Annotated in this window: 8 protein-coding genes and 1 pseudogene; 2 read left to right on the forward strand and 7 right to left on the reverse strand. The window is 69.7% G+C overall.

The genetic code is table 11. The annotated features are described in order from the left end of the window. A partial coding sequence (yccS, locus tag BMG07_RS19660) for a YccS family putative transporter (protein ID WP_198085968.1) occupies window positions 1-2,019 on the reverse strand: 2,019 nt, incomplete at its 3' end. Between the two features lie 801 nt (window positions 2,020-2,820). Next, window positions 2,821-3,369, reverse strand: coding sequence for an NUDIX domain-containing protein (locus BMG07_RS42460; RefSeq protein ID WP_269759185.1), 549 nt, complete (start codon window positions 3,367-3,369; stop codon window positions 2,821-2,823). Between the two features lie 139 nt (window positions 3,370-3,508). On the opposite strand from BMG07_RS42460, the gene BMG07_RS19670 reads away from it, so the two are divergent. Beyond that, entirely contained in the window at window positions 3,509-4,726 is a 1,218-nt protein-coding gene (locus BMG07_RS19670) for an acyl-CoA dehydrogenase family protein (RefSeq protein ID WP_198085969.1), read from the forward strand. Window positions 4,727-4,746: 20 nt separating this feature from the next. Here BMG07_RS19670 and BMG07_RS19675 read toward each other — a convergent pair whose 3' ends face one another. The 5 genes from BMG07_RS19675 to BMG07_RS19695 all read right to left on the reverse strand — a co-directional run bounded on the left by BMG07_RS19675 (window position 4,747) and on the right by BMG07_RS19695 (window position 11,853). After that, complete coding sequence (locus tag BMG07_RS19675) at window positions 4,747-6,003, reverse strand: Zn-dependent hydrolase (protein ID WP_198085970.1); 1,257 nt, start codon at window positions 6,001-6,003, stop codon at window positions 4,747-4,749. Between the two features lie 20 nt (window positions 6,004-6,023). Further along, window positions 6,024-7,463 carry a dihydropyrimidinase gene (gene hydA, locus BMG07_RS19680; protein WP_198085971.1) on the reverse strand — a complete coding sequence of 480 codons (1,440 nt, stop codon included), beginning with the start codon at window positions 7,461-7,463 and terminating at the stop codon, window positions 6,024-6,026. A 16-nt stretch (window positions 7,464-7,479) separates the two neighbouring features. Further along, entirely contained in the window at window positions 7,480-8,988 is a 1,509-nt protein-coding gene (locus BMG07_RS19685) for an NCS1 family nucleobase:cation symporter-1 (RefSeq protein ID WP_198085972.1), read from the reverse strand. A gap of 103 nt (window positions 8,989-9,091) precedes the next feature. Further along, a complete protein-coding gene (gene preA / locus BMG07_RS19690; RefSeq protein WP_198085973.1) occupies window positions 9,092-10,405 on the reverse strand; it encodes an NAD-dependent dihydropyrimidine dehydrogenase subunit PreA in 1,314 nt (437 codons plus the stop codon). A gap of 77 nt (window positions 10,406-10,482) precedes the next feature. Further along, window positions 10,483-11,853, reverse strand: coding sequence for an NAD(P)-dependent oxidoreductase (locus BMG07_RS19695; RefSeq protein WP_269759186.1), 1,371 nt, complete (start codon window positions 11,851-11,853; stop codon window positions 10,483-10,485). A gap of 364 nt (window positions 11,854-12,217) precedes the next feature. Here BMG07_RS19695 and BMG07_RS19700 point away from each other — a divergent pair. Continuing rightward, window positions 12,218-12,424: pseudogene (locus BMG07_RS19700) on the forward strand (GntR family transcriptional regulator); the annotation flags it as partial. Between the last annotated feature and the right edge of the window lie 138 nt (window positions 12,425-12,562).

A 12,562-nucleotide genomic window follows, 5' to 3' on the forward strand; every position in this document is an offset into this window, starting at 1 on the left:
GTCCACGGAGCCGCTGTCCAGCCCCGCCGCCAGTGCTTCCAGCGCCGCAATCGCGCCTTCGGCCGCGCCGCGTAGCACCGCCATCTGCGCCGAATCGGGCAGCGCCGCGCGGTGCGCGCCCAACGCCGACAGGTAGCTCAGCAGCGTGTGCGAGCGGATCAGGAAGCGCAGCGCCACGCCCGCGCGCGGCCGCACGAAGCCCGGCTCGCGGAACATGTCGGACACGGCGGTGGACAGCGCCGCGTCGGCGTTGTGGTCGTTGCGCCGCGCCAGCCGGTAGTCGAGGTGGTCGCGTGCGCCGGTGCGGTACTGCTCGACGATCTGCCGCAGGTAGCCCGCGTGCCCGCGCATGGCCGTGGCCGCCAGCTCGTTGATGCGGCGCGCCTGCCAATGCGGCAGCACCAGCAGCACCGCCAGCCCGGCGATGGCGCTGCCGATGGCGGTGTCGACCAGCCGCGGCACCAGCAGCACGCCGCTGTCGCCCACCTGGTTGAAGCACATCAGCACCAGCAGCGTCATCGAGGCGGTGGCCAGCAGGTAGCGCGTGGTGCGCGTCGCGAAGAACAGCACGCCCGCCACCACCGCGATCACCGACTGCACCAGCGGCTGCGGAAACAGCTGCAGCAGCGCCCAGCCCGCCACCACGCCCAGCGCCGTGCCCGCGATGCGCTGGCCCATGCGCGCGATGGTGTCGCCATAGCTCTGCTGGCAGACGAACAGCGTGGTCAGCAGGATCCAGTAGCCCTGCGCGGGGTGGATGACCTGCATCACGCCGTAGCCCGCCACCAGCGCCAGCGACAGCCGCAGCGCGTGGCGAAACAGCGGCGAGCGCACCGTGAGTTGCCGCCGCACGCGCTCGACCGCGTCGCGCCACGAACGCGGCGAGCGGTCGAACAGGCCCATCTCGGTACGGCCGGCGCGCGCCGACGGCTGGCTCGCGCCCGCCAGTTGCCCGTCGAGCTGCGCGAGGTTGCGCGCCAGCGCCTCGACCGATGCCAGCAGCACCAGCCGCTCGGGCGTGACGGCCCGCGCGCGCTCGTGCTCGATGGCGCTGCGCAGGTCGGCCAGCGCCAGCACGGTCTCGGTGCCGGTGTCGAAGGGCTCGCGCCGCGCGATCGATGCCGACAGCCGCAGGCACGCCAGCCCCTGCAGGCCGAGCACGCGCTGGCAGCGGTACAGCAGGTCGCTGTGGAAGAAGGCGTCGGCCAGCGCGTTGTAGTCGTCGTGCGAGGAACTGGCGCGCTCGTGCACGTCCTGCGCAATGAGGTACAGGCCACGGTAGCGCGAGATGCGCCCGGTCGGCGCCCGCGCGCCGATGCGGCGGAAGATGCTTTCCTTGGCCGCGTTGAGCTCGCTCACCACCTCGGCATTGAGCTGCGCGAGCGCGAGCCGCTTGCGCTCGATGTCCACGCCGCGCAGCGGCTCGAACAGCGAAGCCTTGAAGCGCACGAAGTTGCCCAGCACCTCGAACAGCGTCACCAGCCGCGCCTGCACCGGCTGCGCGGGGAAGACGGCGCACCACAGCACCGAGAACACGCCGTACCACGCCGCGCCCGCCAGCAGCAGCAGCGGCTCGCGCCCCCGTGCGGCCGCGCCGCCGTGCGAGGCCATGCCCTCGATGCCCAGCGTGGTGTACATCGCCAGGATCAGCGTGGCGTAGGCAATCGCCTTGTAGCGCGCCTCGACCGCGCCCAGCATCGTGAGGCAGAAGGCCGCGAGCGCAAGCCCGGTGATGAACAGCCACGGCAGGCCGAACAGCGCCTCGATTGCGAACGCGATGGCCGCGAAGCAGGCCAGCGTGACGACCTGCGCGCGCAGCCGGCCGCGCCAGCTGTCGTCGGTTTCGGCGAGCGCGCTGGCGATGGCGCCGAGGAACAGGGGAATCACCGCGTCGGCATGGCCGGTGAAGCCGCACAGCGCCATGAGGCTGCCGAGCGTGAGCAGGATGCGCACGGGCTGCGCGCGGGAAGCAAAGGACCGCAGCCGCTGGCGCAGCGCGTCGGGAGACAGGGGAAGCATGGTGCGATCTTGCACGATGCATGCCACGGAATTTCTACGGCATGGCGTGGCGGCGCAGGAATCCGTGGCGCGGGGCGATCCAGTCGGCCTTGTCGGTGGCGGGGGAGGCGGCGCCGGTGAACAGCGTGCTGTCTTCGGGCAGCAGGAATTGCGGGCCTGCCTGTGCGTTCAGCACATGCAGCGTGGCGCCGCCGAGGTCGAGTCGTTGGCCCGGCGCGGGTGGCGAAACGGATGCGTCGGGCCAGGCTTCGCGCACGGCGCTGTCGACTGGCAACGCTTGCGTCGACCAGATCCACCGCACCCGACCGGGCGCCGCACCGCGCAGCGCCGCGATGTGTTCGGGGCTCGCGGGCGACGGGTCGATCAGCACGCAGTCGCCGCCCTCGACGCCCGCGAAATAGCTGTGCGGCAACGCGCCCGATGCATCAGCCGCCCCCGTGACCCGCCAGACCCGCGCCGATAGCCGCATCACCAGTCCGGCCTCGTGCGCATAGCGCCCGCCGCCTTCGCCGTCCGGGTCGACGTGGCCGACTTCTTCATACGCCGGCTCTTCCATGTTCACCGGGCGCCGGCCCTTGGGGCCATCGGCGAGCCGGGGCATGACACGCGGAATGTGCGTCAGCCTGCGCGCGTGCGCCATGAGCTCCTGCGCGCTGGCAAACCGCGCAAGCTCTTCGAGAATGCGCCGCGTCACGTTCATGAGCTTGAGCCCGCGCGCCGGGTCGACGGCCTCGGCGGGTCGCAGCCACATGTGCTCGACCGTCTCGCGCCCGTCGGGCCGCACGGTCTGCGCACCCGGCATCAGCGCCAGAAAGAAGCGCGTGTCGAAGCGGCGCGGCATGCCCGGCGGCGTGAGCCAGTGGGTGAAGTAGGCGAGCCGGTCGGCCGCGAGCCGCCAGCCGTGCGCATCGCACAGCGCGAGCAATGCGTCGGTGCCCTGTTCGGCTGCGTGGCGCATGGCCGCGAGCTGTTCGGGCGGCAGGCTGTCGAGCGCGACCGGCGCGCGTGGGCATCGGCCGCGAACAGCAGGCCCGCCTCCTCGAAGCATTCGCGGATGGCGGCGGCGTAGTAGTCGAGCCCGCCCTCGGCCACCCCGAGCCGCGCGCTGGCGGCGGCGTCGTCCAGGCCGGTCGTGCGCTGGTGCAGGCCGCGGTCGTGCGCGTCGATCACGCCGCCCGGGAACACGCTGGCGCCGCTGTTCTGGTCGTTGGCCTTCTCGGCGCGGCGCAGCATCAGCACCTCGAGACCGCGCGCACCGTCGCGCAGAACGATGAGCGTGGCCGCGTTGCGCACGGGGCGCGCTGCGGGTTTTTCCGGGGTCTCGCGGGGCTCTTTGTCATGCGTGTTCATGGGCCGTCATTCTCGCGCCGGCCGGCCGGCCCGTGGCTGGCGCGCAGGTGACAGCCGCACGGCCTGCCTGTCGCGCGAAGGACCGTGCGAAACGCCGCGTGCCGCTTAACTTCGAACGCACTTTGTTGAAGGACGCACCATGCATTTCGAATTCACACCCAAGGTGATCGCGCTGCGCGACGAGTTGCTCAAGTTCATGGACGAGTTCGTCTACCCGAACGAAAAGCGCCGCGAAGAGGAACTGGCCGCCAACGCCCGCGCCGGCCGCCCCTATGCCGAACTGCCGATGATGGCCGGCCTGAAGGCCAAGGCGCGCGAACGCGGCCTGTGGAACCTGTTCCTGCCCGAGGCCGAGCACGGCCCGGGCCTGACCAACGTCGAGTACGCGCCGCTGTGCGAGATCATGGGCCGGCGCTACTGGTGCGCCGAGATCTTCAACTGCTCCGCGCCCGACACCGGCAACATGGAAGTGCTGGCGCGCTACGGCACCAAGGCCCAGCAGGCGCGCTGGCTCACGCCGCTGCTGGCCGGCGAGATCCGCTCGTCGTTCGCGATGACCGAGCCCGAGGTGGCGTCGAGCGACGCCACCAACATCCGCTGCAGCATCCGCCGCGAGGGCGACGAGTACGTCATCAACGGCCGCAAGTGGTACATCACCGGCGCGATGAACGAGCGCTGCGAGATCTTCATCCTCATGGGCAAGACCGACCCCGACAACGCCGACCGCCACAAACAGCAGTCGATGATCCTCGTGCCCAAGGACACGCCCGGCGTGACCATCGTGCGCGACATGCAGCTGCTCGGCATGTACGACCCGCCCTTCGGCCACCCCGAGATCGTGTTCGAGAACGTGCGCGTGCCGGTGGAGAACATCCTGCTGGGCGAAGGCCGCGGCTTCGAGATCGCGCAAGGGCGCCTGGGCCCCGGGCGCATCCACCACTGCATGCGCGCCATCGGCATGGCCGAGTCGGCGCTGGAGATGATGTGCGAGCGGCTCGTCTCGCGCACCGCCTTCCACAAGCCGCTGTCGGAGCAGGGCGTGTGGCGCGAGCGCATTGCCGAGTCGCGCATGCTCATCGAGCAGTCGCGCTGGATGGTGCTCAATGCCGCCTACCGCATGGACACCGTGGGCAACAAGGTCGCCGCGAAGGAGATCGCGATGATCAAGGTGCTCACGCCCAACAACTGCGTGAAGGTGATCGACTGGGCCATGCAGGCCTTCGGCGCCATGGGCCTGAGCCAGGACACGCTGCTCACGCACTTCTACGCCTACGAGCGCCACCTGCGCGTGGCCGACGGCCCCGACGAGGTCCACCGCAACGCGATCGCCAAGCACGAGCTGGCGGCGTACCAGTAAGAAGCCAGCCGGAACCGTCGTCAGTTCACGCGCTTGGCTCTTTCGAGCATCGCGTGCAGCAGCACGTTGCAGCCAGCCGTCAGGTGCTCGGGCTGCGCGTCCTCGATCTCGTTGTGGCTGATGCCGTCCTTGCAGGGCACGAAGATCATGCCGGCCGGCGCCAGCCGCGCCGCGTAGATCGCGTCGTGCCCCGCGCCCGACACCACGTCCATGGTCGAGTAGCCCAGCATGTCGGTCGCGCGGCGCACCGCGTCGACGCAGTCGGGGTGGAACGGGCAGGGCGGGATGTACGACACCCGCTCGATGGTCACGCCCAGCCCGGTCTCGCGGCCCGTGCGCTCCACGAACGCCAGGATCTCGGCGTGCATGCGGTCGAGCAGCTCGTCGTTCACGTTGCGCAGGTCGATCGAGAACTTCACCTGCCCCGGAATCACGTTGCGGCTGTTCGGGTGCACCTGCACCATGCCCACCGTGCCCCGGCCGTAGGGCTGGTAGCTGTAGGCGATGGCCACCACCTCCTGCATGATCCGCGTGGCCACTTGCAGCGCGTCGCGGCGCAGGTGCATGGGCGTCGGGCCCGCATGGGCCTCCATGCCGGTCACCACGCAGTCGTACCACGACAGGCCGAGCACCGCCGGCACCACGCCGATCACCTTGCCCGCGTCTTCCAGCACCGGGCCCTGCTCGATGTGCGCCTCGAAGTACGCGCCGATGGGGTGGTCGCCTGGCGTCTGCGCACCCACGTAGCCGATGCGCTCCAGCTCTTCGCGCACCGTCTTGCCCTCGGTGTCCTTCGCGGCGTAGGCGTGCTCCAGGCTGAAGGCGCCGCAGAACACGCCCGAGCCCATCATCACCGGCACGAAGCGCGAGCCTTCCTCGTTGGTCCAGAACGCGACCTCGATCGGCGCTTCGGTGCGAATGCCCTGGTCGTTCAGCGTGCGCACCACTTCCAGCGCCGAGAGCACGCCGTAGTTGCCGTCGAACTTGCCGCCGGTCGGCTGCGTGTCGATGTGGCTGCCCGACACGATGGGCGGCAGCGCCGGGTTGGTGCCCTCGCGGCGCATGAAGACGTTGCCGATCTTGTCGACCGTGATCGACAGCCCCGCCTCCTTGCCCCACGACACCACGAGGTCGCGCCCCTGCTTGTCCAGGTCGGTCAGCGCGAGCCGCTTCACGCCGCCCTTGGGCGTGGCGCCGATGCGCGCCAGTTCCATCAGCGCGTTCCACAGGCGCTCGCCGTTGATTGTCAGCACCTGCTTGTCCACTACTGCATTCATCTGTATGACTCCTTGGGAATTCAGCGCGCCACGGCCGTGGGCGCGTGCTGGCTCTTGAAGCGCTCCAGCGCGGTGAACATGGGCGCGAAGGCCGGGCGCTTGAGGTAGCGGCCGGTGCCGGGCTCGGCGCGCAGGTCGCCGTCGCGCCAGACCCAGCGGCCCGCGCTCAGGGTGTGCCTGGGCACGCCCATGACTTCGCGGCCCTCGAAGATGTTGAAGTCGCTCTTCGAGTGCTGCGTCTTCACCGACAGTGTCCTGGTGGCCTTCGGGTCCCACACCACGATGTCGGCGTCGGCGCCCGGCTGGATCACGCCCTTGCGCGGGTAGAGGTTGAACAGCTGCGCCGCGTTGGTCGAGGTCACGCGCACGAACTCCGACGGCGTGAGCCGGCCCGCGTTCACGCCCGCGTCCCACAGCACGGCCATGCGCTCTTCCACGCCGCCGCAACCGTTGGGGATCTTGGTGAAGTCGTCGCGGCCCGCCGCCTTCTGCTCGGCGCAGAAGGTGCAGTGGTCGGTCGCGGTGGTGTGCAGGTTGCCGCCCTGCAGGCCGCGCCACAGCATGGCCTGGTTCTCGCGCGAGCGGAAGGGCGGGCTCATCACGTGGGCGGCGGCGCGCGCGAAGTCGGGGTCGCGGTAGGCGGTCTCATCGACCACCAGGTGGCCGGCCAGCACTTCGCCGTACACGCGCTGGCCGCGCGCGCGGGCACGGGTGATGGCCTCGAGCGCTTCGCCGCACGACACGTGCACCACATAGATCGGCACGCCCAGCACGTCGGCGATGGCAATGGCGCGGTTCGCCGCCTCGGCCTCCACCATCGGCGGGCGCGACAGCGGATGGCCCTCGGGCCCGCGAATGCCCTGCGCCAGCAACTGCTGCTGCAGCATCGCGACCAGCTCGCCGTTCTCCGCATGCACCGTGGGCATGGCGCCGAGTTCGAGCGAACGCTGGAAGCTCTTCACCAGGATCTCGTCGTCGGCCATGATCGCGTTCTTGTAGGCCATGAAGTGCTTGAAGCTGTTCACGCCGTGCTCGTGCACCAGCTCGCCCATGTCCTTGTGCACGCTGTCGTTCCACCAGGTCACGGCCACGTGAAAGCTGTAGTCGCCGGCCGACTTCTCGGCCCAGCCGCGCCACATGCGAAACGCGTCCATCAGCGGCTGCTGCGGGTCGGGAATCACGAAGTCGATGATGCTGGTGGTGCCGCCGGCCAGGCCGGCCGCCGTGCCGCTGAAGAAGTCGTCGGCCGCGACCGTGCCCATGAAGGGCAGCTGCATGTGCGTGTGCGGGTCGATGCCGCCGGGCATCACGTAGGCGCCGCCGGCGTCGATCACCTGCGCGCCGGCGGGGGCCTGCAGGCCGGCACCGACCTGCACCACCTTGTCGCCCTCGCAGAGCACGTCGGCCCGTTGTTCGGCATCGGCGTTGACCACCGTGCCACCGCGAATGAGTACGGTCATGGCTTGAATTCCTTTTCTAGCTGGGGTTCTTGAGCGGCGCGGCCACGCTCTGCAGCTGCGGCGCGCGCGCTTTCATGAGGCCGAGGTACACCACGGCCGAGAGCACCACACCCACGAACCATGCGTAGGTGTAGACAGTCTTGAAGAGTTCGGGCATCGACGGCACGGCCGCTGGAAAGGCCGCGTTCAGGAAGCCCGGAATGTTCGGCAGCACGCCGACGACGAAGGCCACGATGGCCGCCGTGTTCCAGCCGTTGCCGTAGCTGTAGGGGCCGGTGCCGCGGTAGAGCGCGTCGACGTCGAGCTCCTTGCGGCGAATCAGGTAGTAGTCGGCGATCAGGATGCCCGCCACCGGACCCAGCAGCGCCGAGTAGCCGATGAGCCAGGTGAAGATGTAGCCCTGCGTGGTTTCCAGCACCTTCCACGGCATCATCACGATGGCGATGCCGGCCGTGATGTAGCCGCCCTTGCGGTACGAGATCTTCTCGGGGTTGAGCGCAGAGAAGTCGTAGGCCGGCCCCACCAGGTTGGCCGCGAGGTTCACGCTCACCGTGTCGATCAGCAAGATGATCAGCGCGATCAGCACCGCCGCGCCCGTCATGCGGCTGGCCAGGTCCACCGGGTCCCACAGCGCCTTGCCGTAGATCACCACGGTGGCCGAGGTGACCATCACCGCCATCATCGCAAGCAGGCCCATCGGCGCGGGCAGGCCGATGACCTGGCCCACCACCTGGTCGCGCTGCGAACGCGAGAAGCGCGTGAAGTCGGGAATGTTCAGCGCCAGCGTGGCCCAGAAGCCGACCATGGCCGTCAATGACGGCCAGAACACCGCCCAGAACAGCCCGGCCTTCTTGCCGCCGGGCTCGAACTGCGAGGGCTGCTCGAAGATCGGGCCGAGCCCGCCCGCGCGCTGCACCGCCCAGTAGAGCAGCGCGATGCACACGATGATCTTCAGCGGCGCGGTGTAGGTCTCGAGCCGGCGGATCGACTCGATGCCGTGCACCACGAAGTACAGCTGGATCGCCCAGAAGATCAGAAAGCACACCAGCTGCGCGCCGTTGATGCCCAGCACCGGCAGCTTGTCGCCGCCTAGCGGCTGGCCCATGAGCACGCCGACCAGCGTGTAGATCATCTCGCCGCCGAACCAGGTCTGGATGCCGTACCAGCCGCAGGCCACGATGGCGCGCAGCAACGCGGGCAGCCGCGCGCCGCGCGTGCCGAACGAGGCGCGCGCCATCACCGCGTAGGGAATGCCGTACTTCGCGCCCGCGTGGCCGATGAGCAGCATCGGCACCAGCACGATCGCGTTGCCCAGGAACACCGTGAGCACGGCCTGGCTCCACGACATGCCGCCCTCGATCAGGCTGGCCGCCAGCGTGTAGGCCGGAATGCACATCACCATGCCCACCCACAAGGCCGCGAAGTGGTACCAGCGCCACGTTCGCTGCGCCAGGGTGGTGGGCGCGAGGTCCTCGTTCCAGAGATTGGCGGCGGGCGCGCCGCCGTGCTGCGATGGGGTCGTCATGTGGGTTGTCTCCTGCACGTGTGTTGTGTTCTTGGCCGTGTTGTCGTTCCCCTCCTGCCGCCACCCGGTCTGCGCCGGGCTTGCTTGTCACTCGATCGGTCGCTCAGGCATGGGTGCTGTCCGTGCGCATCGGGTTGTTCGGGTGCGTGGTCCAGTTGGCGTACTGCGCGACCACCGGGTGGCCGGTGCGCGCGTCGACCTCGCCGGGCTTGAGCGTGCGCATCGACAGCGCGCCGGGCACCGGGCAGATCGACACGCACAGGTTGCAGCCCACGCACTCTTCTTCCTTCACCTCGAAGAAGCGCATGCCGTCCTTGGTGGCGGTGATGGCCTGGTGCGAGGTGTCCTCGCACACCACGTGGCAGCGGCCGCACTGGATGCACAGGTCCTGGTGGATCACGGCCTTGTCGACGTGGTTGAGGTTCAGCTCCTTCCAGTCGGTGATGCTGCCGACGGCGCGCCCGCGCAGCTGCTCCAGGCTCTGGTAGCCCTTCTCGTCCATGAAGTTGGAGAGGCCGTCGCACAGGTCCTGCACGATCTTGAAGCCGTACACCATGGCGGCCGTGCACACCTGCACCGAGCCGCTGCCCAGCGCGATGAACTCCGCCGCGTCGCGCCAGGTCGAGACCCCGCCGATGCCCGAGATGGGCAGCCCCGCCGTCTGCGGGTCGCGCGCGATCTCGGCCACCATGTGCAGTGCGATGGGCTTGGCGCCGGGGCCGCAGTAGCCGCCGTGCGAGCCCATGCCGCCGGTGTTGGGGAACATGGCCATGGCGTCCAGGTCCACGCCCATGATCGAGTTGATGGTGTTGATCAGGCTCACCGCGTCGGCCCCGCCTTTCCTGGCGGCGCGCGCGGCGGGGCGGATGTCGGCCACGTTGGGCGTGAGCTTCACGATCAGCGGCAGCCTGGAGTAGTGCTTGCACCACTCGGCCACCATCTGGATGTACTCGGGCACCTGGCCCACGGCCGCGCCCATGCCGCGCTCGCTCATGCCGTGCGGGCAGCCGAAGTTCAGCTCCAGGCCGTCGCAGCCGGTGTCTTCGATCATCGGCAGGATGTTCTTCCACGACTCCTCGGTGCACGGCACCATCACCGAGGCCACCAGCGCGCGGTCGGGCCAGTTGCGCTTGACGCGCGTCATCTCCTCGAGGTTGGTGCGCAGCGGCCGGTCGGAAATCAGCTCGATGTTGTTGAAGCCCGTCACGCGCCGGTCGGCCGCGTAGGAGACGGCGTAGCGCGGGCCGTGCACGTTGACCACGTTCGGGTCTTCGCCCACGGTCTTCCAGACCACGCCGCCCCAGCCGGCCTCGAAGGCGCGGACCACGTTGATCTCCTTGTCGGTCGGTGGCGCCGAAGCGAGCCAGAAGGGGTTGGGGCTGCGGATGCCCACGAAGTCGATGCTCAGGTCTGCCATGTGAAGTGCTCCTGTCGCGGCCATGCGCGACGCTGGATGAATGGGGTGCGAGAAAGGCGAAGCCGCGTCAGGCCGCGTCAGGCGGCGCGCAGGTGCCGGTCGATGGACAGCGCGGCCTGCTTGCCGTCTTCCACCGCCTCGACCGTGAGGTCGCGCCCGCCGAAGCGCGCGTCGCCGCCGGCCCACACCTTGGGCCGCGAGCTGCGGCATTCCGCATCGGTGCCGATGCGCCCGCCCTGCAGTTGCACGCCGCTGTCTTCCAGGGCCGTGGCCACGAAGCTCTGGCCGATGGCGCACAGCACCATGTCGGCCTGCAGCGCCAGGCCTTCGCCGGTTTCCACCAGCTTGCCGTCGACCAGCGCGGTGCGCGCGAAGTCGATGCCGCGCAGCACGCCGCCCTTGGCGCGCAAGGCCTTCGGCGCGGCCCAGTGGATGATGCGCACGCCGTTCTCCTTGGCCCAGCTCTGCTCGTCGACCGAGGCGCCCATGCTCTCCTCGCCGCGGCGGTAGACGATGCTCACGTCTTCCGCGCCGAGCTTGCGCGACTGCACGGCGGCATCGACGGCCGTCATGCCGCCGCCGATCACCACCACGTGGCGGCCGATGGCCACGTCGGCCGGCGACGCGGCCTGCCGCAGCTCGGCGATGAAGTCGACCGCGTCGCGCACGCCGGCCTGCTCGCCCAGGCCCAGCGTGTTCACGCCGGCCAGACCGAGCCCCAGGAACACGGCGTCGTATTCCGCCGCGAGCGCATCGAGGTGCAGCTCGCGGCCCAGCGCGTGGTTGTTGCGCACCTCGATGCCGCCGACCGACAGCAGCCACTCGATCTCGCGCTGCGCGAAACCGTCCACCGTCTTGTAGCTGGCCAGGCCGTATTCGTTCAGGCCGCCGAGCTTGGGGCGCGCGTCGAACAGCACCACCCGGTGGCCCAGCACCGCGAGCCGGTGCGCGCAGGCCAGGCCCGCGGGGCCCGCGCCGACCACCGCCACGCGGCGGCCGGTGTCGGCCGCGCGCACGAACAGCGGCGTGCCGGGCTTGTCGAAGAAGGCGTCGGTCGCGTGCCGCTGCAGCAGGCCGATCTCGACCGGCTTGCTCTCGTTGGTGTTGCGCACGCAGGCCTGCTCGCACAGCACCTCGGTCGGGCAGACGCGGGCGCACATACCGCCCAGGGGGTTCTCTTCGAGGATGGTGCGCGCGGCGCCGCGCAGGTTGCCGTCGGCGATGCGGCGGATGAAGGTCGGAATGTCGATGCCCGTGGGGCAGGCCGTCTGGCACGGTGCGTCGTAGCAGTAGTAGCAACGCTCGGCCTCGATGTTGGCCTGCACCACGTTCAGGGGCGGATGGGCGTCGCAGAAGTTCTTGGCGTACTGCTCGGGGTTGAGGCGGCCCGCGCGCACATCGGACGCAAGATGTGCGGTGGGAGCGACGGGATTCATCGTGCTGCTCATGGGCGTTCGGGCTCCAGGATCGTGGTGGGGATCTGTTTCGACACAAGGGAGCGAGCCCTCATGAAGTTTGACCAAGTGGTCGAATGTCGCGATGATTCAGCAAACGACGGGTGCCGCCCATACACAGTTGGAGCGGTAAGCAAGAAAGTGTTTGCCGTCGCCGGGCGGGCTGTTTGGCCCACTGCCCAGCACGGTTCCCAAGGGCAAACCCTTTCTTGCACCGCCGCATTCCGCATGGATGCCGCACCGGCGGCACATGGGTTTCCAAGGAGACACAGCAATGCAGGGTTCACACGGCGGCGCCTCGGCGCAGCGCAGGCCGGCGCAGGCCGGCGCCGGATGGATGCAGGGCCTGATGGGCGAGATGGACGAGGCCGCGCCCGGCCTGGGGCTCGCGCAGCGCCTGGTGGTGGGCGTCGAGTTGCGCGTCATCGACGGGCGCCTCGCGCCGGGCACCAAGATGCCGTCGGTGCGCGCGCTGGCGGGCAAGCTCGGCATCAGCACCTTCACCGTCACCGAGTCGTACAGCGCGCTGCGTGCGCGCTCGGTGCTGGCTTCGCGGCCGGGCAGCGGCTACTACGTGCTGCACCGGCCCGCGCGCGTGGCCGACGAAGCCGATGCGGTGCCGCGCATCGCCGAGCAGCCTGGGGCAACGACCGCCCGCCGCCGGCCGAATACCGGGGCGACGACCTCGTGCGTGAAGCCATGC

Source organism: Variovorax sp. E3, from assembly GCF_016082275.1.
Taxonomy (GTDB): Bacteria; Pseudomonadota; Gammaproteobacteria; order Burkholderiales; family Burkholderiaceae_C; genus Variovorax.